The sequence below is a fragment of the Couchioplanes azureus genome (assembly GCF_014648355.1).
Lineage (GTDB): Bacteria > Actinomycetota > Actinomycetes > Mycobacteriales > Micromonosporaceae > Actinoplanes > Actinoplanes azureus.
Window position 1 is genome coordinate 806,472 of sequence record NZ_BMQY01000002.1, and the last position, 25,751, is coordinate 832,222.

Genomic DNA, 25,751 nt, shown 5'->3' on the forward strand with positions numbered 1-25,751 from the left:
AGGCCGACCGCAGGCTGTCACTCGACAGGAGGAGATGCCGTCGACGGCTGAACCGCAGCGCCGGTCACGGGAGTGTGGCGGTCGATCCGCTGAGCCACGGCGGATATCACAGAGATGGAGTCGTCGACATGAGCAGCAGCCGCATCTCTCCCCGCCGAACCCTCGCCACGATCCTGCTGGCGGTCGGCATCACCGCGACGGCCGGGGCACCCGCTCACGCCGCCAGCGACGATCGGGGCAAGGACGCCGTCCGCACCTGCGGGCTCGTGACCTGCAGCGTCTACTACAGCCACAACGTAACGGTACGTCTGGACAACGTCCTGCGAGGACCGGCCGACTCCACGGATGCGCTGGCGATCTCCGGAAGCGTATGTGCCCTGGCGAGCGCGCTGTCTCCGGTGACTGCCATCCCGTGCATGGCGCTGGCGGCCGTAGCCGTCGGCGACTGGAACGTGCGGCGCATCATTCACCACGCCGCCACCACGAACGGCTGTCTTCGGATCCGGACGGTGCGGGGAGCGGACCGGACTCCGGGGGCGTTCTATGCCGATCACAGCGACACCTGTCACTCGATGAGCTGATCGCGTGGCCATGGTGGTCACCAGCCCGGCTGCGACCGGACCGGTGGCCGGTGAGCTCGACCGTCACGCGACGAACGGGCGCGTGACGAGCGCCGCGAGCCATGCCAGTCCCGGCACGTCCGACACGCAGGCACCGACGAGCGCCGCCACCGCCAGGACCAGGATCACGAGGAAGGCGACCAGCGTCGCGAAGGCCGTCCCCTGGGCGGCCAGATAGCGGCAGAGCGGCGGCCGGGGCTCGACCTCCACATCATCACCCTCGAAGTCGAACAGAGTCATGGCGCGAACGGTACGGCCAGAAACTCACGACCGGCGGAATCCCCGCTCCTTCTCCTCGACACCGTCACAACTTCGCCACAGACCCATGCCGACGGGCAGCGCAGTGGGCGCCGGTTGCTGTCCGGGTGACGATCCGAGTGGTGCTGCATCGTCATCTCGGTGTAGGCGTCATCGGGCGTCACACTGAGACTTGGAGGAGAGACCATGCGCTACGCGTTGCTGATGCACTACCAGGAGATGTCCGAGGGAGAACTCAGCGAGGAACTGCTCCGTGAGGGGCAGGCGGCCTTCGACGCGTACGGCCGGGCGCTGCAGCAGGCCGGTGTGCTGATCTCGGCCGACGTGCTGCAGCCGAGCGCCGCGACGACAACCGTCACCCGCAGGGACGGTGTCACGCAGGTGCAGGACGGGCCCTTCGCCGAGACGAAGGAGAACCTTGCCGGAGTGTTCCTGCTGGACGTGCCCGACCTTGACGCGGCCATCGGCTGGGCCGAGAAGTGTCCCGGTGCCCAATGGGGCACGATCGAGGTACGCCCGACCGCGACCGCCTTGGTCGAGGGCGGGTGGACGCGCTGACGTCCGGCGACGACGGACGGGTAGCCGGCCCCGACCCGGGTGGGACGGGGCCGGCGCCCCAGGTGGCGCAGGTGGCGGGCTTGGCGGCCCGGGACAGCTACGGGCGGCTGCTCGCCCTTCTGTCTGCCTCGACGAGCGATCTCGCGTCCGCGGAGGACGCGCTTGCCGACGCTTTCGAACGCGCGCTGCGAACCTGGCCCGATCACGGCGTACCGGGCAATCCTGACGCCTGGCTCCTGGCCGTGGCCCGTAACCGGCTCCGCGACCGTTGGAAGTCGGCCGAGTCGCGGCGGACCCTCCCGCTCGACATCGAGCAGCACGCACCGGTTCACCTCGACGACCTGACCATCGACGCGATCCCTGATCGGCGCCTCGAGCTGATGCTCGTGTGCGCGCACCCGGCGATCGAGCGTGCGGTCCACACCCCGCTGATGCTCAATACCGTCCTCGGCTTCACCGCCGATCAGATCGGCCGGGCCTTCTCCGTGCCGACGTCGACGATGGCCACCCGCCTGGTCCGGGCCAAGCGACGGATCAAGGCGGCCGGCATCCCGTTTCGTCTTCCCGACCGCGGCGAGCTGCCCGCGCGGATGGCGGCGGTGCTCGAGGCCGTCTACGGTGCCTACGTCATCGACTGGGCGACGACCGGGCCGCAGGAACGCCGACTGCCAGGAGAGGCACTGCACCTCGCCGAGGTGCTCAGCACGTTGGTGCCCGATGATCCCGAGGTGCACGGGCTCGCCGCGCTCGTTCAGCTCTCGGCCGCGCGCGCCCGGGCGCGAATCGACCGTGAGGGCCGGTTCGTCCCGCTCGCCGACCAAGACCCGTCCCGCTGGGACCACCGCCTGATCACCCGGGCGCACGAACACCTGCGCACGGCGCACGCGCGCGGGCAGCTGGGCCGCTTCCAGCTGGAGGCCGCGATCCAAGCAGTGCACTGCGCACGGCGACAGACCGGCACGACCGACTGGCCCACCCTGCTGACCCTGCACCGCCTCCTGCACACGGTCGCGCCGTCGCTCGGAAGCGGCGTCGCGTTCGCCGCGGTCACCGCCGAGGTCGACGGTCCCGCCGCCGGGCTCGCCATGCTCGACGCCCTGCTGGACGACGCGGGCGCGCACGCCCGACGCTTCCAGCCGGCCAGAGCAGCCCGGGCACATCTGCTCGACCGGCTCGGCCGCAGCGAAGAAGCCGTAACCGCATACGACAGCGCGATCGACCTGACCCACGACACCGCCGAGCGGCAGTACCTGCAGCATCGCCGGGACGACGCCGGCCGCCGGGTCGGGCAGCGCGGGTCTGCCGCTCCGAGATCCGGCCCTGACTCCGGCGTCGTGTGACCCGAGGATGTCGTACCCGGCGGGCAGGATGGCGGGCATGGTGATGACGTCGGTAACCGAGGTGGAGCACGCGATCCGGTCCGGGTGGTCGCCGGAAACCTGCGATCCCGTGGACCTGGCGGACTGGTCACCGGCCAATCCCGCCCGCGGACAATGCGGGGTGACCGCGCTGCTGCTGCACGAGCTGCTCGGTGGCCGGCTGCTGCTGGCGACCGTGCTGCACGCGGACGGCACCCGCCAGGGCGTGCACTACTGGAACCGCCTCGGCCGCATCGAGCTGGATCTGACGCGCGAGCAGTTCACCGCCGGAGAGGTGGTGCAAGCTCCCGCCGTGGTGGACCCACCCTCGGGACCGCCCGTGCGGCTGCGGGCGCAATACCTGCTGCTACACCGTCGGGTTCACGACGCTTTGAGCCTCACCCCGGCGTCGCCGCCGCAGTAGCCATCGACCCGGCGCGCGGATCGCTTCGCGGTGACCGCGGTGGCGACCTCGTCGTCGCTTGCCACGCCGCCGGCCGCCGGCACCGATGTGGACGGCGCTTAGGCCGGAGGTGCCGGGCCGGAGCCTGGTGGCGACGGCGGCGGCCGGCACCGATGTGGACGCTGCTTCAGCCGGAGGTGCCGGGCCGGAGCCTGGTGGCGACGGCGGCCGCGGCCAGGCACGCCACCGCCGCGGCGATCAGGCTCGGGCGTCCGCCGAGGTGGACCGCGGCGGACCCGAGCGGGTTGGCCAGCGCGATCGGGCCGAACATCGCGGTGTTCGCGGTCGCCGAGACGCGGCCGAGCAGGTGGGCGGGGGTGTGCGTCTGCACCGCGGTGACCGCCGCGACGAGCGTCCAGGGCAGGCCGGCCCCGGCGACGACGGCGCCCGCCACGATCGCCGGCCACCACGGCAGGCAGCGGGCGAGCAGGCCCGCCGCGAAGAGGGCCGTGCCGGCGGCGCCGGCCGCGATGGCGCCGTGCCGGGAGACGACCCGGCCGGCCGTCAGGCCCGCGACGATCGAACCTGCGCCCTGCGCACTCATCAGGAGGCCGAGGAAGGTGCTGGGCAGGTGCATGTCCTCGGTGACGACCGCGTAGCCGGGCGCCGTGGAGAAGCCGGACAGAGCGATCGAGACGCCGGCAAGCGGCACGGTCACCCGCAGCACCGGCCGGGCGCGCAGCACGGCCAGTCCGGCTCGGAATCCCCGTTCGACGGCCGCAGGGGTGGCACTGCCGGTGAGGCCCAGCAGGGGGTAGAGGAGCGCGACGATCATCGGCATCAGCGCGCTCAGCGCCGCCACCGCGGAGCCGCCCTGCCAGGCGTACAGACCCGCCCCGGCCAGCGGGGAGAGCAGTTTCATGCCCTCGCGCGCGGCCGAGCGCCAGCCGTTGACGGTGCCGAGGTGCTGTGGGGCGAGGGCCGCGGGGAGCAGCGCCGACTCGCCCGCGTCCAGCACCACATAGCTGATTCCGTACGTGAACGAGACGAGGTAGATCAGCCACGCCTGCTGAGCCGAGTGGACGGCGAAGAGTGAGAGCAACGCCGCGGCGAGCACGAGGTTCGTCGCGACCAGCAGCGGGCGGCGCGGGATCCGGTCGGTGATCGCGCCGAGCCAGGGACCGGCGAGGGTCGGCGCGTAGACGCAGAGCCCCGCCAGTCCGGCGCGGCCGGGCGAGCCGGTCAGGTCGAGGATCCAGACGCCCGTGACCAGCGACATCGCGCTGCCGCCGAAGCCGGACAGCAGGGAGATCGTCACGAGTAGCACGGCGTTGCGGCGCACATCCGCCTCCAGGGAGTTGAGTCAAGAAGACTCATATCCTCAGGATCCGCGTCGGGCACCGGCAAGAAGGTGAGAGAGCGTCAATGCTTCGTTGACAACGCCTGCCGTACCTTGCGGAACGCGAGCCGGACGTGCCCGGGCAGGGCCTTCGCGCCGGCCGCCGCGAGGTCCCGGGCGGCCTGCTCGGCGAGGGCGTAGAGGCCGCCGGCCGGCGCGTCCACGGCGGCGGCGACCGTGTCGCGCACCAGCGCGGCGCGGACGAAGCGACCGGCCCAGCGCCGGTCCGCCGCGATGGCCCGGTGCAGGTCGCAGACGGCCTCGCGGAGGACGACGATGGAGTGCGCGTACCGCAGGTCGCGGTGGTGCAGCCGCGACCGGGCGGCCGCCACCAGGCGCTGCCGGCGCTGCTCGGCGGCCTGCCGGCTGCCCAGGCCCAGCGCCGCGGCGACCTCGGTCCAGGTGGCCCCGGCCTGCCGGGCCCGGTCGATCAGCTCCAGCTCGCGCTCCTCCAGGCGCGCTCGTGCCGGTCCGATCTCCGCGAGCTGCTCCAGAACAGACACCTGTCAACGATACGTTGACGTGCTCAGATCTCCTGGCGGTGCGGGCGGATCTTGACGTCGACGACGTCGCAGCGGCGGGGCTGGGTGAGCACGTACAGGACGCAGGCGGCGATGTCCTCCGCGCGCAGCATCTTCAGCTGCTCGATCTGCTCGCGCTGCTGCTCGGGGGAGAACTCGTCGGCCTGCATGTCGCTGCCGACCGCGCCCGGCTCGATGAGGCTGACCTTGATGCCGAGCGGGTTCACCTCCTTGCGTAGCGCCTCGGCGAAGCCCTGGATGCCGGCCTTCGTCGCCACGTAGACCGAGCTGCCCTCCTCCCGGACGTCCGCGCTCATCGAGCCGAGGCAGACGATGTGACCGCGGCCGCAGGTCCGCATGCGCGCGATGGCCTCGTGGCAGACGGCCAGGTAGCCCAGGAAGTTGGTGCGCACCACGTACGACCACTCGTCGTACGTGCCGTCGACGATCGAGCCGGCGCCCAGGGCCGCGTTGGTGACCACGACGTCGAGGCCGTCCAGCCGGCTGTCGATCTCGGCGAAGATCCGCTGGATGTCCGCGGACTCGGTCAGGTCGGCCTGCAACGCCACCACCTGCCCGCCGGCCCGCTCGATGTCGTGCACCGCGTCGTCCAGCTCCCGCTGGTGCCGGCCCACGATCACCACCTGGGCGCCCGCCGACGCGAGCAGGATCGCGGTGGCCCGGCCGATCCCGGTGCTGCCGCCGGTGACGAGCACGGTCTTGCCCGCCACCGGTTCCGGCCCGGCGGCCTGGTCACTCCGGTGTTCCTCCGTGAGCACGTTGCTGGTCATGTGTGCTGTCCCTCGTTCGGTCGCCAGTGGATGACCGCGGTCTGGTCACCGCGGAGCTCGAAATCGAGATGGCCCTCGGGTGTCACGGTGCCCGGGAGCGTCCCGGGGCTGCCGGCGACGCTGACGGTGACCTCCGGCAGCGGCGCCGGGCCGGCCGGGATCAGCCGCAGGCGGCACGGGAACCGCGGGTCGCCGATGACCCGCAGCCTGGCCTCCCGCTCCCCGGTGTGCGCGAAGTCCGCGACGGGGTAGTCGGTGAACACCAGCAGTCCCGCGTGCACGATGCGGTGGTACTGCCGGGGCACCAGGGCGAAGGCGGCGCCGGCCCCGTACACCTCCTGCCCGACCTGCCCGGCCTGCTCCCAGCCGTCGTGCAGGTCCTCGAGGGGAACCCACAGCTGGGGATCGATCGCCCCGACGCGCGGCCGGTCGCTGACGACGGCTTCCGGCAGGTTCGGCGGATAGTACGAGCCGGCCCGCGTCAGCAGTCCCCGGCAGAACTCGGGCAGCAGGACGGTCATCCACTTCGGCATGTCGCCGGCGTACAACCGCAGGTAGTGCTGGGCCGCGCTGAAGCTCTCGATCGCCTCCAGAATCGCGATGTAGGGGGCTCCGCGCAGCGGGAACAGGGCGAAGAACGTCGGGTAGTGCCGGGCGTGGCCGTAGTCGCACTCCCACAGCCAGGCGTTGTTGACGGCACTCGCCATCGCCACGTGCGTCAGGCGCCGGAACCTGTCCTCGCCGGTGATCTGTGCCAGGCGCAGCAGCGCGGCCGCGCCGAACAGCGTCACGTTGGCCTGGTAGAACATGCTCATCCCGAGGCCCTCGAGCATGTCGGCGGCGGCGGCCGCCTCGGTCACGTAGCGGCGGTCGCCGGTGAGCTCGAACGCCTCCAGCATGACGTGCGCGTACAGGGCGGCGACATCGCTCTCGCCGGACTCCCCGTCGCCGGACAGGGCCACCTCCACGTCGAGCGTGTGCAGGTTGAACAGCACCGGCCAGCGGTACGCGAACCGGTGGGCGATCTCGACGGCACGGTCCAGCGAGTCCAGGAACAGCGTTCTCGCCGGCTCGTCACCGCGCCGGGCCAGCCGCGCGAGGTTCAGCAGCGAGTGGTAGAGGTACCAGGAATCCATGGTTCCCGGCTTCTTGTGCGGCTCCGAGGCGTCCAGCCGGTCCTTCTCGCTCATCAGCCAGCGCCCCATGACACCGGCCTCCGCGTCGAAGAACCTGCCGAGCCCGGCCAGGAGGTCGCCGGCCAGCGGGATGTCCTCCCGGCGCCACTCGGCGTACTCCAGCAGCGGCAGCAGGACGGCGAGCTGCACCATGCTCTCCGGCGGTGTCTCCGCGTCACCCACGTACGCGTTGAGGAACCGGTTTCCCCGCAGCTCCATGCTGCACAGGGGTGACTCCGACAGGTCGCGCAGCGACCGCTCGGCGAGGTCGGGCCAGTGCACGTAGGCGGGGCTGCGGCGCGGGAGCGCCACCACGATCTCCGCCGTCGCCGTGAGGAACTGCTCGGCCATCGCGACGTCGTCCTCGGGTACGAGCGGCGAGAAGGCGAGGTACGCGTCCGAGATCACCGTGTCGTGGCCCGGCCGGAGCGCGCCGCCGGCCGAGGCGGGCAGGGCCAGACCCAGCTCGGGCCAGGTCCCGCCCACGACGTCGGCCAGCGAGGTGCCGGTCTGCTGGGCGTAGTCGTTCAGCGCCGTGAGGTTCTGGAAGTAGAACACGGTGCCCGTGTCGGGCCGGGTGATGCTGAAGTGAACGCAACCCGTGCGTAGCCCCTCCTGCCGGGCGTAGACCCGCCCGGCGGAGCCCTCGCCCAGCACGACCAGGTCTCGGGGCCAGTACGGCACGGTCGTCGGGACCGACGGTCTCAGGGTCGTCGTGACGTGCAGCAGCGGGTGGTCGTCGCCGGCGAGGTCGACGTCCGTACGGAAGGCGCCGAGCGCCGCATCGATCCGCAGCCGCACTCCCGACGGGGTCCGGCGGGCCTCGACGACCGCGAGCCTCCCGCGGGGGCAGTACGCCACCCGCAGCGCCGTGCCGGCTCCGGAGGGGAAACGGGCGACGATCCAGACCGCGTCGCCGCCGGGCACCGCGGAGAACTCGACACCATGGGACGAGGTGGTCCACAACGGCTCCCGGACGGAGTCCTCGCCGGGTGGCGGGAACACCCACGGCGAGACGGCCTCCGCGTGGTACTCCTCGTACCAGCGCGGTGAGTCGCGGGTAATCGCCGGGCTCGGCGTGGACGACGCCATCGGTGGGCTCCTCGGGCAGGTGACAGCGCGGCATACCCGGCGAAAACGGCAATAAACGCACACACCGCTCCGAGGGGACGCCCGGCGGGCCCCCGTGCGGTCCCGCCGGCCGTCGTCCTCAGTGCGCGGCCAGTTCCGCCCAGCCCGGCGCCCGCGGCGCCCGGCGCAGCGGCATCCGCGCCTCCGCCGGCGTGCGGTCCCCCTTGCGCTGGTTGCAGCGCCCGCACGCGGCGACGGTGTTCTCCCAGGTGTTGCCCCCACCGCGGGAGCGCGGCAGGACATGGTCGATCGTGGAGGCGGCTGCGCCGCAGTAGCCGCAGCGCCGCCCGTCGCGGCTCAGCACGCCGCCGCGCGACCAGGACGGGCCGCGGCTGTGCCGCCAGCGCGTCACGACGTAGCTCACCAGCCGGACGACGGTCGGGATGGGGAAGACGCCGATGCGCTCGTCCGGCCGGGCCTCCTGCACCACCGCGACCTCGCGGAACAGCATGCGGATGGCGTGCCGGACGCTGACCCGGTGCAACGGCCCGTAGTCGGCGTTGAGTACGAGGACCACGCTCATGGCGGGTCACCTCCCGTGTCCTGGCAGGACATGAAAAAGCCGCCCGGCCCCGGACAGCACGGGGCGAGCGGCGACGGTTGTCGCTCGTGCGTCAACCGCGTCGGTCGTCCCTGCTTCCGTGCCGGCAGGCCGTCATGTCGTCTCCTCGCTGCCCGGTGTCCCGGGCACGTCGTCGCCTCACAAGGTAGGGACGCCGACCGCGCCGGACAACGGATTAATCGATCAACGCACGGCGGACGGCCGCCAGCAGCTGTCCGAAACCGATCACCGAGAGGACACTCCAGACGGTTACCGCGAGCGTCGCGCCGGGCCGGTCCCATCCCGGCTGCACGAGGCCCGCCACGCCGGCCACCGCCAGCCCGGCGGCCGCCACCGACACCCGGGAAGGGCGCTCGCCGACGGTGACCACGCCCACGCCCTGCATGCCGCCGGCCGCGGCGCGGGCCCGGACGTACTCGTGCAGCCAGCTCAGCGCCAGGCCGGTCACGACGAGCCAGCCCGGCGCGCCGGCCACCCAGAACGCCGCCAGCCAGGCGAGCTCCCCGAGGCGGTCGGCCACCGAGTCGTAGACGAAGCCGAGCCGGGTGGCCCGGCCGGCGACCACGGCCACCGCCCCGTCGAGGGCGTCGGCGATCCCGGCGAGCAGCACCAGCAGCGCCCCGGCCAGCGGCGGCACGAACGGCACGCCCGCGCAGAGCAGCAGGCCGGCGAGGGTCACCGCGGCCGGGCCGACGCCCAGCGACGCGAGCAGGCCGCCGCCGCGATACGCCAGGCGGATCCAGCCGCGCACCACCGGGGTGGCGGTGCGCGGGTCGAAACCGCCGTGCAGCGCCGACCAGGCGGCGGCGTACTGCTCCCAGGTCACCGTCAGGCGGCGGCGGGCGCGGCGGCCGCGCCGGTCAGGTGTTGCCAGACCTCGCGGGTCGCCGGGGAGCGGTTCATGGTGATGAAGTGGATGCCGGGCACGCCCTCGTCGAGCAGCCGGCGGCACATCTCGCTGCACAGGTCGATGCCGAGCCGGCGCACGCCGGCCTCGTCGTCGGCGATCCGCTCGAAGCGCTTCAGCAGGGCCGGCGGGAACGGCGCGCCGGAGAGCTGCGCCGCGCGGGCGATCGTCGCCATCCGCAGGACCGGCATCACACCCGGCACGATGGGCGTGTCGCAGCCCGCGGCGGCCACCCGGTCGCGCAGCCGCAGATACTCGTCCGCCTCGAAGAACATCTGGGTGATCGCGAAGTCGGCGCCGGCCCGGCACTTGCGGATGAAGTTGCGGGTGTCGCTCTCGATGTCGGGCGAACGCGGGTGCTTGTAGGGGAACGCCGCCACGCCGACGCTGAAGTCGCCGGCCTCGCGCAGCAGCCGCACCAGGTCCTCGGCGTAGAGCACGCCCTCGGGGTGGCGCACCCACTCTCCGGTCGGGTCGCCCGGCGGGTCGCCCCGGACCGCGAGCACGTTGCGGATGCCCGCCCCGGCGAGGCGCCCGATGACGTGGCGCAGCTCGGCGACCGAGTGGCCGACCGCGGTGAGGTGCGCCATGGCCAGCAGGGTCGTCTCCGAGGCGACCCGCTCGGTGACGTCGACGGTGGTGTCGCGGGTGCTGCCGCCGGCGCCGTACGTGATCGAGACGAAGTCGGGGCGCAGCGGTTCGAGCTCGCGAATGGTGCGCCAGAGCAGTTGCTCGCCCTCGGGGGTCTTCGGCGGCATGAACTCGAACGAGAAGGTCGGGGTCGGACGACGGATCAGCTCACCGATCGCCGGAGACGCCGGTAGGCGGGAAGGAAGTCCGAGAGACACACCGGGGATTCTACCGGTCCGGCCCGCGCGGCCGACCGGCTAGGTTTGCCCCGTGAGCTCCCCTGCCCCGACCTCTCCCCTCGACCGTGCCGGCCTGCGACCCCGGGTGGACAAGGCCCTCGCCGCCTTTCTCGCGGCGCAGCGCACCCGGCTGCTCTCCATCGACCCGGCGCTGACGGACGTCGCGGACGCCCTCGAGGCGTTCGTGCTGCGGGGCGGCAAGCGGCTGCGGCCCGCCTTCGCGTACTGGGGCTACCGCGGCGCCGGCGGCCCCGACGGCGACGAGGTCGTCGCCGCGGTGTCCGCGCTCGAGCTGGTGCAAGCGAGCGCGCTCATCCACGACGACCTCATGGACCGCTCGGACACCCGGCGCGGCGAGCCGTCGGTGCACCGGCGGTTCGCCGCCCGCCACGCCGCCGCCGGGTGGCACGGCGCGGCGGACGCCTTCGGGGAGAACGCCGCGGTGCTGCTCGGCGACCTGGCGCTGGTGTGGTCGGACGAGCTGCTGCACACCTCCGGGGTGGCGGGTGCCGACCTGGCCCGGGCCCGGCCGGCCTTCGACGAGATGCGCACCGAGGTCACCGTCGGGCAGTACCTGGACGTCCTCACCTCGGTGACCGGCGACACATCCCTGGCCCGCGCGGGCAAGGTCGCCCGGTACAAGTCGGCGAAGTACACCGTCGAACGGCCGCTGCTGCTCGGCGCCGCCCTGGCGGGCGCGCCCGCGGCGCTGAGCGCGGCCTACTCCGCCTTCGGGCTGCCGCTGGGCGAGGCCTTCCAGCTCCGCGACGACGTCCTGGGCGTCTTCGGCGACCCGGAGCTCACCGGCAAGCCCGCGGGCGACGACCTGCGCGAGAGCAAGCGGACCTATCTGATAGCGGCGGCCTGCGAGGCGGTGCCCGAGGCCGGGCGGGCGGAGATCGAGCGCGGCCTGGGCGACCCGGCGCTGGACGAGGCGGATGTCACCCGGCTGCGCGAGATCATCACGAGCAGCGGGGCACTGCGCCGGACCGAGGCGCGCATCGCCGCGCTCACCGAGGAGGCGCTGGCCGCGCTGGCCGCCGCCGACCTCGACCCGGAGGCGCGGAGCGTGCTGCTGGAGCTGGCCGACGCAGCCACCCGCCGCGCGGTATAGAGGTCAGGGCCGCCGGCCCGGGCGCTCCCGTAGCCACCGCAGCAGCGCGCTGCCCTCCCCCGCCCGGGGCTCGCGCTGCACCCCGCGGCGTCCGAGCCAGACCCAGACCGAGAGGGTGAGCAGCACCATCGCGAAGCCGAAGAGCAGGTCCTCCACCGGCGCGTACGCGATCCGCCACCCGACGATCGCCGCCGGGTCGTAGACGACGATGCGCCGCCCGGTGAGGATCCCGTTGGAGAGCAGCTGGAAGGCGATGATGATCGGGTACGTGGCCCAGAACACGAGCCGCCGCACCAGCCGCGTGCGCAGCACGAACAGGTCGGTCAGCACCGCCGCGGCCACGCCGAGCACGGCCGCCACCGTGTAGCTCATCCGTCGCCGTCCCCGGCCGGACGGCGCAGCACCGCCCGGACGGCCTCGAAGCCCAGCACCGCGCACACCGGCACGACCAGGAAGAACAGCACCTCGTCGAGGGGCAGCCCGCCGGGGAGGACGATGCCGGTCGTCTGCTCGGGATCGAACGTCCAGTGCCCGGCGGCGATGGCGGCGAGGTCCCACAGCACGAAGACGACGGCCACCGGCAGCAGCGTCAGCAACAGGCGCCGGCCGCGGCGCAGCACGTTGACCTTGAGCACCGGTTCGAGCCAGAGCGCGCAGGCCAGGCAGCCGGCGAGCACGGCCAGGTACGACAGGTGACGCATCCGCCGGCTCAGAAGCCCAGGGCCTGCGCGCGCCGCTTGACCTCGCGGGCCCGGTCGCCGCCCAGCGCCACCGCGCCCGAGCCGCCGAGGGTCTCGTCCGGCTCGTACAGCCACCGGAGCGCCTCTTCGTCGTTGTACCCAGCGTCGCGGAGCAACGTGAGGATGCCGGGGAGGTGCTTGAGCACGATGGCGTTCGCCACCAGCTCGGCCGGCACGACACGGACGCCGTCGCGCTTGACGGCGAGCAGGGCCCCGTCGCGGATCATCTGGTGCACCTTGCTGATCGACACGCCGAGCCGGTCCGCCACGTCGGGCAGGTTGATCCACTCGGTCGGCCCGGCGGCCGGGTCCACGGTTGCATCGGTCACCGGACCAGCGTGCCATGCCGTCCGCGCACCGCGGCACGCGGAACCCCTGACGACGCCGGGAACGTCCCGGCTCGAGCGGATCGGAGAGGTGTCCCGATGACCCTGTGGCGGAGAACCCGCGCCGAGGTGGCCGGAGCGTGGCGGTCGCTGCGCTACGACCTGGGCCGGCGGGACCCGGAGCCGGCGGCCGCGCAGCCCGGGCAGGCCCTGGCCGGGCACGGCGCGCGGCGGGCCGCGTACCAGGATGTGACGGCCACGGGGTTCAGCACCTTCGGCGGCGCCGGTGTCACCGGCGGCCTGCACACCTCGTACGGCGTCGAGCACGCCCGCGGCCCGCGCCGGCTGGTCGCGGTCACGGCGTTCGGCGTGCTGGCGGTCGCCGGTGCCACGGGCAGCTACGTCGCGGTGGTCAACGGCCTGGGTTCGCTGCTCGGCGAGGCCGGTACGGAGCCGTACCCGCTGGCGGCCGCGGCTCCCGGCGAGCGGGGCGGCGAGTCGAACCAGGGCCTGGGCCGGGGTTCCGGCGAGGGCCCGGCGACCGCGCCGGAGGGGACCGGCGGGACGATCCGGGTGCTGCCGAACCCGGCCGCGGCCACCCCGGCGCCGGGCGCGCCCGCGGCCGCCGGGGGAGCCACCGCTCCCCGCCCGCGGCGGACCTCGGTGGCCGGGACGGCTCCGGCGGACCGGCCGGAACCGTGTGACTGCCTGACCCCGCCGGTGCCCACCCCGACGGCGGCGCCGTCCTCGCACGACCCGGCGCCGGCGCCGTCGCCCAGCGCCACCACTGAGGATCCGGTCACTCCGGCGCCGAGCGATTCGCCCAGTTCGACCGCTTCCGCGGGCGCCGGTGACGACGACGGCAGGACGGAAAGGGCGGGCCGCACTCGCGACCGCTGATCCGATTTGTCATGATAAAACGCCCCGCGGTGCCGGGCACCGCGGGGCGTTTTCAGGCTTATGCGCCGGTCCGCAGGTCGTGCCGTACCCGTTCGGTCTCAGCTCGGTCATCCTGGTCCGCCTTTTCCTGAAGGGCACATACACTTCACGCCGATGGACACGACTGTCGCCGACACGTTGATCGGCACGACGATTGACGGGCGCTACCGGATCACCGGGCGCGTCGCCCGCGGTGGCATGGCGACCGTCTACACCGCCGTGGACGACCGGCTCGAGCGTACGGTCGCACTGAAGATCATTCACCCGTCGCAGGCCACCAACGTCCACTTCGTCGACCGCTTCACCGACGAGGCCAAGACGATCGCCCGGCTCACCCACCCGAACGTCGTCGCGGTCTACGACCAGGGCCGCCACCAGGGCCTGCCCTACCTCGTGATGGAGTACGTGCAGGGCCGCACCCTGCGCGACCTGCTCAACCAGCGGCGCCGGCTCAACCCCGTCGAGGCCCTGGCCATCCTCGAGCAGATGCTCGCCGCGATCGCCGCCGCGCACCGCGCCGGCCTGGTGCACCGGGACGTGAAGCCGGAGAACGTGCTGGTCGCCGAGGCGCCCAGCGGCGGCATCGCCAACCTCGTGGACAGCGTGGTCAAGGTGGCCGACTTCGGCCTGGCCCGCGCGGTCGAGGCGAGCACCACCGACGACACCGGCCAGCTGATGGCGACGGTCGCCTACGTCGCGCCCGAGCTGGTCACCGACGGGCACGCCGACGCCCGCACCGACGTCTACTCGGCCGGCATCGTGCTGTTCGAGATGCTCACCGGCCGCGTGCCGTACGACGGCGACGTCCCGGTCGAGGTCGCGTGGCAGCACGTCGACAACGACGTGCCCGCCCCGTCCAGCCTGGTGAAGGGCCTGCCGAACGTGCTGGACGACCTGGTCGCCCGGGCCACCCGCCGCGACCCCGGCGCCCGGCCGACCGATGCCGGCGCGCTGCTGGCCGAGGTCCAGGTGGTGCGCGACGACCTGGGCGCCGCCAACGTCGAGACCGCGCTCCTGCGCCAGGTTCCCGCCCGGGCGCCGCTCGCGGACCCCACCGCGCTCGTGCCCGCCGTCACCTCCGTCTTCCCGGCCGCCACGGACCGCCCCACCTGGGCCCGCCTGCCGGAGCAGAACAAGGGCGGCCGCGGTCAGCGCCGCTCCGCGCCGCTCGCCGAGGCCCCGGCGGGCCGCTTCGACGACCGCCGCCGCATCTTCATCGTCGCCGCCGTCGCCCTGATGGTGCTGACGATCCTGGGCAGCACGTGGTACGTCACTCTCGGGCGCTACACCGAGGCACCGCAGTTCGTGAACATGACCCGGACGCAGGTCGAGCAGGAGGCCCGCGCCAAGGGCTTCGCGCTCGTCTTCGGCGACGGCCGCTACGACGAGAACGTGCCCAAGGACGTGGTCCTGGCGCAGGACCCGCCGGCCGCCGAGCGGATCGTCAACGGCGGGCAGATCACCCTCACGCTCTCCCTGGGTCCCGAACGTCACCCGGTGCCGGACGTGGTCGGCCTGGAGGTGGCCGCCGCCCGGGGCGAGATCGAGAACATCAAGCTGAGCTTCCAGGAGGGCACGGGCGAGTACAGCGACACCGTGCCGCAGGGCGTGGTCATCTCCACCAACCCCAAGGCGGGCCAGACGCTCAAGCCTGGCGAGACGGTCACCGTGGTGGTCAGCAAGGGCAAAGCCCCGATCACCGTGCCGCCCGTCGTCGGAAGGACCATCGACGAGGCCCGCAACGTGCTCCAGGGCCTCGGACTGACGGTGGTGGAGCAGTACAAGGACAGCACCCAGCCGGCGAACACGGTCATCGCCCAGTCCCCCGGGCCGGGCGCCGGCGCGGAGCGGGACGACGAGATCAAGCTGGAGGTCAGCAAGGGCCCGCCGCTGGTCAAGGTCCCCGACCTCACCAACCAGCCGTGCGCGCAGGCCGCGCAGACGCTGACCAACCTGGGCCTGACGCCGAAGGTGGGCATCATCCAGACCGGTTCCGTCCGCGCGCAGCTCCCGCCCGCCAACACGGAGGTCGCGCCGAAGTCGGAGGTCGTCCTCAGTTGCCTGTGAGCAGTCCGATCGGATCGCACACCAAGACGTCGGGCGGACTGGCGAAGGCGGCGCTGCCGTACGCCGACGCGGCCGGCTCCGAGGCCGTCCAGGTCTACGTCTCCAACTCCCGCGGCTGGGCGTTGCCGCCAGGCGACCCGAAGCAGGACACGCTGTTCCGGGACGGCTGCGGCGAGCGGGGGCTGTCGGCGTACATCCACGCCTCCCTGCTGGTGAACCTGGGCTCCCCCACCGAGCTGACGGTCTCCCGGTCGGTGGAGACGCTGGAGCACGCGCTGCGCCGCGGCGCGGCGATCGGCGCCACCGCGGTCGTCTACCACGCCGGCAGCTCGGTCGACCCGGCCCACGACGACAAGGCGCTGCACCAGCTCAAGGAGGCCCTGCTGCCGCTGCTCGACGCGGCGGCCGCGCAGGGGCTGCCGAGGCTGCTCGTGGAGCCGAGCGCGGGCGGCGGGCGCAGCCTCGCGTCGAAGATGGCCGACCTCGGCCCCTACCTGGCGGCGGTGGAGCACCACCCCTGGCTCGGCGTCTGCTTCGACACCTGCCACGCCTGGGCGGCGGGCCACGACCTGGCGACCCCCGGCGGCATGACGCGGACCCTGGACGAGCTGGTGGCGACGGTCGGGCCGGAGCGGCTGATGCTGATCCACGCCAACGACTCGAAGGACGACTGCGGCTCGACCCGCGACCGCCACGAGACGATCGGCGCCGGCCGCATCGGCGCCGCCGCCTTCGGCGAGCTGTTCGCCCACCCCGCCACGGCCGGCGTCCCGGTGATCGTGGAGACGCCGACCCGGGAGCACGAGGGCCACGCCGCCGACATCGCCCTGCTCAAGGAGCTGCGGGCTCAGTGCGGGGCGAGCTCGTAGTCGAAGACGTAGCGGTGGTGCTCGGAGTCGTTGTCGATCCGGAACGTGCCGCTCAGGCCGGTGAGCTCGTCGGTGCCGGAGTCCGGCACCACCTCGACGACGAGGGTGCCCGCGCCGCGGTTCATCAGGCCGTAGTGCTGCAGGACGAAGCTGCCGCTGCGGCCGTGCAGCGTGCCGGTGACCCGGTCGATGGCGACGTAGCCGGCCGAGCCGTCGATCGGCGTGCCGACCGAGAGCATCTCCGCGCTGGCGGTGCCGGTCAGGTCCCCCTCGATGGTCTTGGTGACCCGCATCCGGCTGAGCGCGTCGTCGTCGATGGGCAGCGGCTCGAAGACGGTGGAGAAGGTGCCGGTGGCGCGGCGGGTCATGGGAGCTCCTCGGCGGTCGCTGACGGCGTGCGACTCCGATGTAACCAGATCAGTGGCCGCGCAGGAGGGCGGTCAGCACCTCGATCGCCCGGTCGACGGCGTCGTCGTCCAGGTCGAGGTGGGTGACCAGCCGGGCCGTGCGCGGCAGCATCGCCGCGATCAGCACGCCGCGCTCGGCCGCCGCCGCGGCCAGCGAGGGGGCGTCCAGCGGCGAGCGGCTCAGGTCGAGCGGCACGAGGTTGGTGCGGACGGCGGCCGGGTCCACGACGCCGAGCGGCTCGAGGGCCTGCGCGAGGCGGCGGGCCCGGGCGTGGTCGTCGGCGAGCCGGTCGACGTGGTGGTCGAGGGCGTGCCGCCCCGCGGCGGCGAGGATGCCCACCTGGCGCATGCCGCCGCCCATCCGCTTGCGCAGCGGCCGGGCCCGCGCGATGAGCTCGGCGGAGCCGACGACCAGCGATCCCACCGGCGCACCCAGGCCCTTCGACAGGCAGACCGCCAGGGTGTCGAACAGCTCACCGTACGCGGCGAGGGGAACCCCGTCCGCCACGTGCGCGTGCCAGATGCGGGCCCCGTCGCAGTGCAGCGCCACCCCGGCCGCGGCCGTCGCCTTGCGCAGCTCCTGCAGCGTGCCGAGGTCGGTGACGCCGCCGCCGCCGAGGTTGTGCGTCTGCTCGACCGCGACCGCCCGGGTCGGCACCGACGGGTAGCCCGCCGGCCGGATCATGGCGGCGATCTCCTCGACGTCGAGCGCCGCGCCCACCGACGGCCAGGTGCGGGTGGAGATGCCGCCCAGCGCGGCGGCACCGCCCAGCTCGTACGTGACCACGTGCGCGTCGGCGCCGGCCAGCAGCTCCTCGCCGCGGGGCACGAGCAGCTGCAGGGCGAGCTGGTTGGCCATCGTGCCGGACGGGGTGAACAGCGCCGCCTCGTGCCCGAACAGGGCGGCCACGTGCGCTTCCAGCGCGTTGACGCTCGGGTCGTCGCCGAAGACGTCGTCGCCGACCTCGGCCGTCGCCATGGCCGCACGCATGGCCGCGGTCGGCCGGGTGACGGTGTCCGACCGCAGGTCGGCCACCTCCGGACCGGTGGACGCGCCCGAGGGCAGGTCAACCACGAAGCATCTCCGCCACCAGGAACGCCAGTTCGAGGCTCTGCTGCGTGTTGAGGCGCGGGTCGCAGGCGGTCTCGTAGCGGCCCGGCAGGTCGAGGTCCTCGATGCCCTGCGCCCCGCCCAGGCACTCGGTCACGTCCTCGCCGGTCAGCTCGACGTGGATGCCGCCGGGGTGGGTGCCCAGGCCGCGGTGCACCTCGAAGTAGCCCAGGACCTCGTCGACGATCCGGTCGAAGTGGCGGGTCTTGTAGCCGTTGGAGGACTCGTGGGTGTTGCCGTGCATCGGGTCGCACTGCCACACGACCTTGGCGCCCGCGGCGGTCACCTTCTCCACGATCGGCGGCAGCGCGTCGCGGACCTTGCCGTTGCCCATCCGGCTGATCAGGGTGAGCCGGCCGGGGACGTTCTCCGGGTTGAGCTTCTCGCACAGCTCGATGGCGGTCTCGGGGGACGTGCCGGGCCCGAGCTTGACGCCGATCGGGTTGGCGAGGCGGCTGACGAAGTCGATGTGCGCGTGGTCGAGCTGACGGGTGCGCTCGCCGATCCACAGGAAGTGGCCGGAGAGCCCGTACGCCCGGCCCTGCGAGACGCGGGTGAGCGCGCGGTCGTACTCCAGCGCCAGCGCCTCGTGCGAGCAGTACAGGCTGACGGTGCGCAGCGCCTCGTCCTCGGTCATGCCGCAGGCGCGGATGAAGTCGAGCGCGCGGTCGATCTCGCGGGCGATGGCCTCGTAGCGCTCGCCCGCGGGCGACGCGCGGACGAAGTCCTTGTTCCAGTCGTGCAGGCCGGCCAGGTCGGCGAGGCCGCCCGCCAGGTACGCGCGCAGCATGTTCATCGCCGCGGCGCTGTTCGCGTACGCCCGGATCATGCGCTGCGGGTCGGCCACCCGGGCGTCCTCGTCCGCCTCCAGCGAGTTGATCATGTCGCCGCGGTACGCCGGCAGCCCCAGCGAGTCGGTCGGCGAGGAGCGGGGCTTGGTGTACTGCCCGGCGACCCGGGCGACCTTGACCACCGGCATCGAGGCGCCGTACGTCAGCACCACCGCCATCTGCAGCAGCGTGCGGGCGTTGGCGAGCAGATGGCTCTCGGTGTTGTCGGCGAAGGTCTCGGCGCAGTCGCCGCCCTGCAGCAGAAACGCGCGGCCCTCGCAGACCTCCGCGAGCTTGTGCCGCAGCTGGTCCACCTCGTACGGCGCGACGATCGACGGCACGTTGTCGAGGACCTTGCAGACCTCCGCCACCTCGTCGAGGTCCGGCCACGGCGGCATCTGCACCCGCGGCAGCTCGCGCCACCGGTCCAGGCCGAGCGCCGAGTCCTCGGCGGAGTCGGTGGACGGGCGGGAGGTCTGCAGGGCCGTCGCGCCGACCCCGGGATGACTGAGCTGATGCCACTCTCGGCGCATACCAGCAGCCTAACGAGAGGCACGAGCGCGGCGCCGGGAGGATCCCCCCGGCGCCGCGCCCCGTGTGCCGGCGGCTCAGCCGAGACCGTTCCTGATCGCGGTGATCAGCTCACCGTTGCCGGTGTCGCCGGAGAATTCCCAGAAGAACGCGCCGCCGAGGCCCTGGTTCTTCGCGTACGTCATCTTGCCGCCGATGGTGGCCGGGGTGTCGTAGCCCCACCAGTTGCTGCCGCACTTGGCGTAGGCGGTGCCGCCGACGGTGCCGGTGGCCGGGCATGTGTTCTTGAGCACCTTGTAGTCCTCGATGCCCGCCTCGTAGGTGCCCGGCGCCGCGCCGGTGGCCGTGCCGCCCGGGCCGCTCTGCGTGACGCCGGTCCAGCCGCGGCCGTAGAAGCCGATGCCGAGCAGCATCTTGTTCGCCGGCACGCCCTTGCTCTTGAGCTTCTGGATCGCCGCGTCGGACCAGAATCCCTGCTGCGGAATGCCCGGGTACGACGTCAGCGGCGAGTGCGGGGCGGTGGGGCCCTGCGGGTTGAAGGCGCCGAAGTAGTCGTAGGTCATCGGGAAGACCAGGTTGAGCTTCGCGATACCGGAGGCGTAGTCGGCCACGTCCAGCTTGCCGCCGGCGGAGCCGTCGGCCGAGATGGCCGAGGTGATCAGGAAGGAGTTGCCGAACCTCGTCCGCAGCGCGGAGATCACCCGGTCGTACGCGTCCGCACCGCTGGCGTCGCAGGACAGGCCGCAGGCGTTGGGGTACTCCCAGTCGATGTCGATGCCGTCGAAGACGTCGGCCCAGCGCGAGTCCTTCACGAGGTTGTAACAGGAGTTCGCGAAGCCGGCCGGGTTCGCGGCGGCCTGGGTGAAGCCGCCGGACCACGTCCACCCGCCGAACGACCAGATCACCTTGATGTGCGGGTACTGCTTCTTCAGCTTGCGCAGCTGGTTGAACGAGCCGCGCAGGGCGCCGGTGTCCCAGGTGTCGGCGACGCCGTCGACGCTCTCCGCCGCGGTGTAGGCCCGGTCGTAGTCGGCGTACGAGTCGCCGATGGTGCACTGCCCGCCGGTGGTGTTGCCGAAGGCGTACAGGATGTGGGTGAGCTTGGCCGCGGAGCCGCTCGTCACGATGTTCTTCACGTGGTAGTTGCGGCCGTAGACGCCCCACTGGGCGAAGTAGCCGACGAGGTACTTGCCCGCGCCCGGGCCCTGGGTCGGCGGAGTCGTGGGTGGCGTGGTGGGCGGGGTCGTGGGTGGCGTGGTCGGCGGCGTCGTGGGCGGGGTCGTGGGTGGCGTGGTCGGCGGCGTCGTGGGCGGGGTGCCGCCGCAGGCGCCGTTGTCGGTCCAGACGTCCCACTGGCCGCTGTGCGTGGCCGGTGACTCGTTCTGGGTCCACCACTTCGCGGTGTAGTTGTGGCCGGACTGCGAAGCGGTCATGTCCTTGGTGTAAACGGCGGAGGAGCTCCACGCGGGAGCGCAGGCCGCGGCGGCGGACGCCTGGACCGCGGGCATCGTGGCGGAGGCCACCGCCACGACCACCCCGGCCCACAGCGCGCGGCGGAGGGTCTTCTTCACTACGCCTCCTCAAACTTTTAGGAAACTTTCCAAATGGAAGTTGAAGAGACGGTAGTCACATCTATGAACATCAGTCAAGAAGGTCACGCAGGTTTGACGGACCGCTTAACTTTTCGACAGTGAGCGCCACAGCGTGCACTCACACAGGCACTACGCGTAGTCTGCCGTCATGACCATCTTCGACGTCGACATCGACGCACTCACCGGCGGATCCGCCGATCTGCGGCAGTACCGCGGCAATGTCGTCCTCGTGGTCAACGTCGCCTCCCGGTGCGGCTACACCCCGCAGTACGCCGGGCTGGAGAAGCTGTGGCAGACGTACCGGGACCGGGGCCTGGTGATCCTGGGCGTGCCCTCGAACCAGTTCGCCGGGCAGGAACCGGGCACGGCCGAGGACATCCAGCAGTTCTGCTCGGTCAACTACGGCGTCACCTTCCCCCTCACCCGCAAGGTCGACGTCAACGGGCCCGACCGGCACCCGCTCTACGGCGAGCTGATCGGCGAGGGGGCGGCCGTCCAGTGGAACTTCGAGAAGTTCGTCGTCGGGCCCGACGGCACGCTCGCGGCCCGCTTCGACCCGGCCACCGAGCCGGACGACGAGCGACTCGTGGCCACCATCGAGAAGCTCTTGCCGCGCTGAGCCGCCGATGAGCCTCCACGTGATCGGCGTCGACGCGTACGCCCTGGGCTGGGTCGGCGTCGAGCTGCGCGACGGACACTTCGGCCGGGCGATGCTGGCGTCCACCCTCTACGAGATCGTCGCCGGCAGCTCCGGCGCCGCCGTCATCGGCGTCGACATCCCGCTCGGCATGCTGCCCGACCGCTGGCGCGCCGCCGACACCGTCGCCGCCGACCACCTGGGCCCCCGGCGCAGCAGCGTCTTCCGCGTCCCGCCGCGCGCGGTCTGGCAGGAGACCGACTTCGCGGCCGCCAACCGGCTCTGCCGGGAGCTCACCGGCGCCGGGCTCAGCCGCCAGTCCTGGGCGATGCGGCCCAAGCTGCTCGAGGCGAACGCGATCTGGGAACGCCACCCCGGCCTGCTCTTCGAGGCGCACCCCGAGGTGTCGTTCCGGGAGATGGCGGGCGAGCCGCTCGCGTACGCGAAGAAGACCTGGACCGGCCAGGCCCGCCGCCGCGACCTGCTCGCCCGGCACGGGATCGTCCTGCCCGACCAGCTCGGCCCGGCCGGTCAGGCGCCCCCGGACGACATCCTCGACGCCGCCGCGGTGGCCTGGAGCGCCCACCGGATGGCGACCGGAAAGGCCCTGAGCCATCCCAGCCCGCCCGAGGAAGCCAACGGCGCCCGCATCGCCATCTGGTACTGACGGTCAGGCGCTCTGCGCGGCGATCTCGCGGGCCCGGTCCCGAGCCGCCTCCAGGGCGGCCAGCAGGGCGGCCCGGACCCCGTGGTTCTCCAGCTCGCGGATGGCCGAGATGGTGGTGCCCGCCGGGGACGTCACCGCCTCGCGCAGCTTGACCGGGTGCTCGCCCGAGTCGCGCAGCATCACCGCCGAGCCGATCGCGGTCTGCACGATCAGGTCGTGGGCGACCTGCCGCGGCAGCCCGAGCAGGATGCCGGCGTCGACCATCGCCTCCACCAGCAGGTAGAAGTACGCCGGGCCGGAGCCCGAGAGGGCGGTGACCGCGTCCTGCTGCGACTCCGGCACCCGGATGGTCGCGCCGAGCGGCTTGAACATCTTCTCGGCGACCGCCAGGTGGTCACCGGTGGCGTGCGGGCCGGCCGAGATCGCCGTCATCGCCTCGTCGACCAGGGCCGGGGTGTTGGTCATGACCCGGACCACCGGGGTGCCCTCGGGCAGCCGGGCGGCGAAGAAGCTGGTCGGCAGGCCGGCGCAGAGCGAGACGACGAGCTTGCCGGCCGGGATCGCCGGGCCGATGTCGGCGAGCAGGGCGCCCGCGTCCTGCGGCTTGACCGCGATCGCCAGCACGTCCGCCTGGGCCACCGCGTCCGCGTTGCCGACCGCCCTGATGCCGTAGCGCTCGTGCAGCTCCTCGCCGCGGGCGGGGCGGCGGGTGGTGACGAGCAACTTGTCCGCCGGCCAGCCGGCGCGGAGCAGGCCGGACAGCACCAGCTCACCGATCTTGCCGGCGCCGAGCACCGCGACGACGGTCATACGTCCTCCGTGGAAAGCCGGAGGGGCGGGCGTCGTCCGCCCGCCCCTTGGTGGATCGGACTCAGCTGCCGAAGAAGACCTCGGCCTCGTCGTACCGCGAGATCGGCACGGTCTTGAGCTCGCCGGTGCCCTCGGCGAGCGGCACCCGGACGATGTCGGTGCCGCGCAGCGCCATCATCTTGCCGAAGTCGCCCTCGTGCACGGCGTCGATGGCCTGCAGGCCGAAGCGGGTCGCGAGGACCCGGTCGAACGCCGTCGGCGTGCCGCCGCGCTGGATGTGACCGAGGACGACCGTGCGGGCCTCCTTGCCGGTCTTCTCCTCCAGCTGCTCGGCGAGCCACTGGCCGATGCCGCCGAGGCGGACGTGACCGAACGAGTCCAGCTCCTGGTTGTGCAGGACCATCTGGCCCTCGAGCGGCTGGGCGCCCTCGGCGACCACCACGATGGGGGCGTACTCGACCTGGAAGCGCTTGGTCACGTAGGTGGCGACCTGGTCCACATCGAAGTGACGCTCGGGCAGCAGGATGACGTTGGCGCCGCCGGCGAGGCCGGCGTGCAGCGCGATCCAGCCGGCGTGCCGGCCCATGACCTCGACGACGAGGGTGCGGTGGTGCGACTCGGCCGTGGTGTGCAGCCGGTCGATGGCCTCCATCGCGATGTTGACCGCGGTGTCGAAGCCGAACGTGTAGTCGGTCGCGTTCAGGTCGTTGTCGATGGTCTTCGGCACACCGACGACGTTGACGCCCAGGTCGGTGAGCTTGGTGGCGACGCCGAGGGTGTCCTCGCCGCCGATCGCCACGAGCGCGTCCACGCCCTGCTCGGCAAGGTTGGCCTTGATCTTCTCGACGCCGCCGTCGATCTTGAACGGGTTGGTCCGGGAGGAGCCCAGGATGGTGCCGCCGCGGGGCAGGATGCCGCGGACCTCGGCGATGCCGAGCGGCTTCGTCAGACCCTCCAGGGGGCCCTTCCAGCCGTCCCGGAAGCCGACGAACTCGTGACCGTAGACGGCGACGCCCTTGCGCACCACCGCCCGGATCACGGCGTTGAGACCGGGGCAGTCGCCGCCGCCGGTGAGCACGCCGATACGCATAGTGACTCGTCCTCCCTTATCGGGTTTGCGAGAGATGCCCGGCACCCGGGAAAGGTCGGTCGTCCGGCTTCGCTGCCGGGTCCGGGGGCGGGCCGCATGCGCACTGTAGTCGGCGGCCCCATCCGGGACCATCACCGCCCCGCTACAAACGTACGGTTTCGTTCTCCCCCGCGTCCGGGGTCTTCCCGGTGACCGCCGCCTTCACGTATCCCAGCAGGGTGACCACCCGTGAGCTGTGCGCGGCCTCCCAGTACTCGGCGCTGTGGGCGTGCACCTTCACCAGGGTGAGGTTCGGCGTCTCGAGCCCGTCCGGGAACCACGCCTTCAGCGGCGGGCTCCAGAGCTCCTCCGCCTTCGCCCGGTCGTCGGTCTGCACGGCGACGCCGGACACCGAGGTCCACGCGTGCTGCTTGGCGTCGCTGAACGAGACGTTCACCTCGGGGTGGGACCGGATCTGCGCGACGAGGTCCGAGTCGGCGTACGCGAAGAACCAGAGGTCGCCGTCGAACTCGACGTCCTGCAACGCCATCGGCCGGCTGACGTGGTGGCCGTCCGCGGTCATCGTGGTGAGCATCCCGATCCGGGCGTCCTTCACGAGCTGCTTGAGCTTGTCGCGCTTCTCCTGTTCGGTGTGCTCGGCCATGGCGACTCCCTCCGTCGGGTTTTCCCGCAGGACTTCCCGCGGCCCCGGACGCGAAACGAACCGGTCCTACCTTTCCGCCATGCCGGCCCGGCGGCGCAGCGCCGAGACGTCGGTGACCACGATCCGCCGGCCCTCGGTGCGCAGCCAGCCGCGGGTCGCGAACGAGCCGATGGCCTGGTTGACGCTCTGCCGGGACCCGCCGGCCATCTCGGCCAGCTGGCTCTGGTTGAGCTCGATCGTGATCATCGGCGCCTGGCTGTCGCCGGCGAGCCGGACCAGCGTCTTGGCCACCCGGCCGGGCAGGTCGAGGAAGACGTGGTCGGCGTTCTGCTCGGTGAGGCGCCGGATCAGGCCGCCGACGGAGCGCATGACCGCGTCGAGGATGCGCGGGTTGGAGTGCACCAGGTCCATGAACGCCACCCGGGACAGCGCCAGCGCCTGGCTGTCCTCGATCGCCTCGGCGCTGGCCGACCGGGTGGACGCGTCCAGCAGCGAGACCTCCCCCAGCACGTCCGGCGGGCGCACCACGTGCAGCACGGCCCGCTCGCCGGTGGGCGCGGTGCGGAACACCGCGATCGCGCCGCGGCGCAGCACGATCAGCGAATCGCCCGGATCGTGCTCGACGAACAGGATCTGGCCCTTGCGGTACGTACGGGGCACGGCGGCGGCGATCACCCGCTGGCGCACGTCGGGCTCCAGCCCGGCGAACATCTCCACGCCCGTGAGCGCGTCACCCGGCTCCGGCAGCCGATGATCCACGGTCAGTCCTTCCCCCGGTCGGGACCACCGCCGGACATGCCCGACGTCGCTCCCTGGACGTGAACGA

The 25,751-nt window shown here is 72.6% G+C and carries 29 protein-coding genes; 10 read left to right on the top strand and 19 right to left on the bottom strand.

Annotation, left to right across the window (positions count from 1 at the left end; all coding sequences use genetic code 11):
* Positions 1-128: 128 nt before the first annotated feature.
* Positions 129-581 carry a hypothetical protein gene (locus IEY99_RS10775; protein ID WP_189201890.1) on the top strand — a complete coding sequence of 151 codons (453 nt, stop codon included), beginning with the start codon at positions 129-131 and terminating at the stop codon, positions 579-581.
* Positions 582-644: 63 nt separating this feature from the next.
* Here the strand turns inward: IEY99_RS10775 and IEY99_RS10780 are convergent, their stop codons facing one another.
* Positions 645-860, bottom strand: a complete 216-nt coding sequence (locus tag IEY99_RS10780) for a hypothetical protein (protein ID WP_189201892.1) — start codon at positions 858-860, stop codon at positions 645-647.
* Positions 861-1,064: 204 nt separating this feature from the next.
* On the opposite strand from IEY99_RS10780, the gene IEY99_RS10785 reads away from it, so the two are divergent.
* The 3 genes from IEY99_RS10785 (at position 1,065) to IEY99_RS10795 (ending at position 3,218) form a co-directional block, all read left to right on the top strand.
* The gene (locus IEY99_RS10785) at positions 1,065-1,436 is read left to right on the top strand and encodes a YciI family protein (RefSeq protein ID WP_189201894.1); all 372 of its coding nucleotides are present in this window, start codon (positions 1,065-1,067) and stop codon (positions 1,434-1,436) included.
* A 71-nt stretch (positions 1,437-1,507) separates the two neighbouring features.
* Positions 1,508-2,776: an RNA polymerase sigma factor gene (locus IEY99_RS10790; RefSeq protein WP_229798452.1), complete on the top strand. Its 1,269-nt coding sequence runs from the start codon at positions 1,508-1,510 to the stop codon at positions 2,774-2,776.
* Between the two features lie 37 nt (positions 2,777-2,813).
* Positions 2,814-3,218: a YunG family protein gene (locus IEY99_RS10795; RefSeq protein ID WP_189201898.1), complete on the top strand. Its 405-nt coding sequence runs from the start codon at positions 2,814-2,816 to the stop codon at positions 3,216-3,218.
* A gap of 166 nt (positions 3,219-3,384) precedes the next feature.
* Here IEY99_RS10795 and IEY99_RS10800 read toward each other — a convergent pair whose 3' ends face one another.
* From IEY99_RS10800 to metF, 7 genes are all read right to left on the bottom strand, one after another.
* Positions 3,385-4,515, bottom strand: a complete 1,131-nt coding sequence (locus IEY99_RS10800) for an MFS transporter (protein ID WP_229798454.1) — start codon at positions 4,513-4,515, stop codon at positions 3,385-3,387.
* 104 nt (positions 4,516-4,619) lie between these two features.
* Positions 4,620-5,099 (bottom strand): hypothetical protein, encoded by a 480-nt coding sequence (locus IEY99_RS10805; protein WP_189201901.1) that lies wholly within the window; start codon positions 5,097-5,099, stop codon positions 4,620-4,622.
* Positions 5,100-5,122: 23 nt separating this feature from the next.
* Positions 5,123-5,908, bottom strand: coding sequence for an SDR family oxidoreductase (locus IEY99_RS10810; protein ID WP_189201903.1), 786 nt, complete (start codon positions 5,906-5,908; stop codon positions 5,123-5,125).
* The gene (locus tag IEY99_RS10815; protein ID WP_189201904.1) at positions 5,905-8,175 is read right to left on the bottom strand and encodes a glycoside hydrolase family protein; all 2,271 of its coding nucleotides are present in this window, start codon (positions 8,173-8,175) and stop codon (positions 5,905-5,907) included. Before IEY99_RS10815 ends, IEY99_RS10810 begins: the two co-directional genes overlap by 4 nt.
* 118 nt (positions 8,176-8,293) lie before the next feature.
* Complete coding sequence (locus tag IEY99_RS10820; protein ID WP_189201906.1) at positions 8,294-8,737, bottom strand: HNH endonuclease; 444 nt, start codon at positions 8,735-8,737, stop codon at positions 8,294-8,296.
* A gap of 214 nt (positions 8,738-8,951) precedes the next feature.
* Positions 8,952-9,602: a CDP-alcohol phosphatidyltransferase family protein gene (locus IEY99_RS10825; protein ID WP_189201908.1), complete on the bottom strand. Its 651-nt coding sequence runs from the start codon at positions 9,600-9,602 to the stop codon at positions 8,952-8,954.
* Positions 9,603-9,604: 2 nt separating this feature from the next.
* Entirely contained in the window at positions 9,605-10,531 is a 927-nt protein-coding gene (metF, locus tag IEY99_RS10830) for a methylenetetrahydrofolate reductase [NAD(P)H] (RefSeq protein WP_189201910.1), read from the bottom strand.
* Positions 10,532-10,583: 52 nt separating this feature from the next.
* Between metF and IEY99_RS10835 the strand changes: the two genes are divergently transcribed.
* Positions 10,584-11,666, top strand: a complete 1,083-nt coding sequence (locus tag IEY99_RS10835) for a polyprenyl synthetase family protein (RefSeq protein WP_189201912.1) — start codon at positions 10,584-10,586, stop codon at positions 11,664-11,666.
* A gap of 3 nt (positions 11,667-11,669) precedes the next feature.
* On the opposite strand, the gene IEY99_RS10840 is transcribed toward IEY99_RS10835, so the two are convergent.
* Genes IEY99_RS10840 through IEY99_RS10850 form a run of 3 tightly spaced genes read right to left on the bottom strand, consistent with a single transcriptional unit; the run spans position 11,670 to position 12,735 of the window.
* Complete coding sequence (locus tag IEY99_RS10840) at positions 11,670-12,038, bottom strand: lycopene cyclase domain-containing protein (RefSeq protein ID WP_189201914.1); 369 nt, start codon at positions 12,036-12,038, stop codon at positions 11,670-11,672.
* Positions 12,035-12,367: a lycopene cyclase domain-containing protein gene (locus tag IEY99_RS10845; RefSeq protein WP_189201916.1), complete on the bottom strand. Its 333-nt coding sequence runs from the start codon at positions 12,365-12,367 to the stop codon at positions 12,035-12,037. The genes IEY99_RS10840 and IEY99_RS10845 overlap by 4 nt, the downstream gene beginning before the upstream one ends.
* Before the next feature lie 8 nt (positions 12,368-12,375).
* Entirely contained in the window at positions 12,376-12,735 is a 360-nt protein-coding gene (locus IEY99_RS10850; RefSeq protein ID WP_189201918.1) for an Rv2175c family DNA-binding protein, read from the bottom strand.
* Between the two features lie 96 nt (positions 12,736-12,831).
* Here IEY99_RS10850 and IEY99_RS10855 point away from each other — a divergent pair, with 96 nt between their 5' ends.
* The 3 genes from IEY99_RS10855 (at position 12,832) to IEY99_RS10865 (ending at position 16,607) form a co-directional block, all read left to right on the top strand.
* Positions 12,832-13,632, top strand: a complete 801-nt coding sequence (locus IEY99_RS10855; protein ID WP_189201920.1) for a hypothetical protein — start codon at positions 12,832-12,834, stop codon at positions 13,630-13,632.
* A gap of 153 nt (positions 13,633-13,785) precedes the next feature.
* On the top strand, positions 13,786-15,738 hold the full coding sequence (gene pknB, locus IEY99_RS10860) for a Stk1 family PASTA domain-containing Ser/Thr kinase (RefSeq protein WP_189201922.1): 1,953 nt from the start codon (positions 13,786-13,788) through the stop codon (positions 15,736-15,738).
* A complete protein-coding gene (locus IEY99_RS10865) occupies positions 15,735-16,607 on the top strand; it encodes a deoxyribonuclease IV (protein ID WP_373293319.1) in 873 nt (290 codons plus the stop codon). The genes pknB and IEY99_RS10865 overlap by 4 nt, the downstream gene beginning before the upstream one ends.
* Here the strand turns inward: IEY99_RS10865 and IEY99_RS10870 are convergent.
* From IEY99_RS10870 to IEY99_RS10885, 4 genes are all read right to left on the bottom strand, one after another.
* The gene (locus IEY99_RS10870) at positions 16,586-16,975 is read right to left on the bottom strand and encodes a DUF3224 domain-containing protein (protein ID WP_189201924.1); all 390 of its coding nucleotides are present in this window, start codon (positions 16,973-16,975) and stop codon (positions 16,586-16,588) included. The two genes, IEY99_RS10865 and IEY99_RS10870, sit on opposite strands and share 22 nt — an antisense overlap.
* A gap of 49 nt (positions 16,976-17,024) precedes the next feature.
* Complete coding sequence (locus tag IEY99_RS10875; RefSeq protein WP_189202220.1) at positions 17,025-18,050, bottom strand: threonine aldolase family protein; 1,026 nt, start codon at positions 18,048-18,050, stop codon at positions 17,025-17,027.
* 31 nt (positions 18,051-18,081) lie between these two features.
* Positions 18,082-19,488, bottom strand: a complete 1,407-nt coding sequence (locus tag IEY99_RS10880) for a class II 3-deoxy-7-phosphoheptulonate synthase (RefSeq protein ID WP_189201926.1) — start codon at positions 19,486-19,488, stop codon at positions 18,082-18,084.
* Positions 19,489-19,563: 75 nt separating this feature from the next.
* The gene (locus IEY99_RS10885; RefSeq protein ID WP_189201927.1) at positions 19,564-21,057 is read right to left on the bottom strand and encodes a glycosyl hydrolase family 18 protein; all 1,494 of its coding nucleotides are present in this window, start codon (positions 21,055-21,057) and stop codon (positions 19,564-19,566) included.
* Positions 21,058-21,226: 169 nt separating this feature from the next.
* Here IEY99_RS10885 and IEY99_RS10890 point away from each other — a divergent pair, with 169 nt between their 5' ends.
* Together IEY99_RS10890 and IEY99_RS10895 are read left to right on the top strand one after the other, a co-directional pair.
* Positions 21,227-21,697, top strand: a complete 471-nt coding sequence (locus tag IEY99_RS10890) for a glutathione peroxidase (protein ID WP_189201929.1) — start codon at positions 21,227-21,229, stop codon at positions 21,695-21,697.
* A gap of 7 nt (positions 21,698-21,704) precedes the next feature.
* Positions 21,705-22,382, top strand: a complete 678-nt coding sequence (locus tag IEY99_RS10895) for a DUF429 domain-containing protein (RefSeq protein ID WP_189201931.1) — start codon at positions 21,705-21,707, stop codon at positions 22,380-22,382.
* A 3-nt stretch (positions 22,383-22,385) separates the two neighbouring features.
* Here the strand turns inward: IEY99_RS10895 and proC are convergent, their stop codons facing one another.
* The 4 genes from proC to IEY99_RS10915 all read right to left on the bottom strand — a co-directional run bounded on the left by proC (position 22,386) and on the right by IEY99_RS10915 (position 25,684).
* The gene (proC, locus tag IEY99_RS10900) at positions 22,386-23,192 is read right to left on the bottom strand and encodes a pyrroline-5-carboxylate reductase (RefSeq protein ID WP_189201933.1); all 807 of its coding nucleotides are present in this window, start codon (positions 23,190-23,192) and stop codon (positions 22,386-22,388) included.
* Positions 23,193-23,253: 61 nt separating this feature from the next.
* A complete protein-coding gene (locus IEY99_RS10905; RefSeq protein WP_189201935.1) occupies positions 23,254-24,282 on the bottom strand; it encodes a 6-phosphofructokinase in 1,029 nt (342 codons plus the stop codon).
* Positions 24,283-24,424: 142 nt separating this feature from the next.
* The gene (locus tag IEY99_RS10910; protein ID WP_189201937.1) at positions 24,425-24,925 is read right to left on the bottom strand and encodes a pyridoxamine 5'-phosphate oxidase family protein; all 501 of its coding nucleotides are present in this window, start codon (positions 24,923-24,925) and stop codon (positions 24,425-24,427) included.
* Positions 24,926-24,991: 66 nt separating this feature from the next.
* Positions 24,992-25,684, bottom strand: a complete 693-nt coding sequence (locus IEY99_RS10915) for a Crp/Fnr family transcriptional regulator (RefSeq protein ID WP_071806683.1) — start codon at positions 25,682-25,684, stop codon at positions 24,992-24,994.
* Positions 25,685-25,751 lie beyond the last annotated feature (67 nt).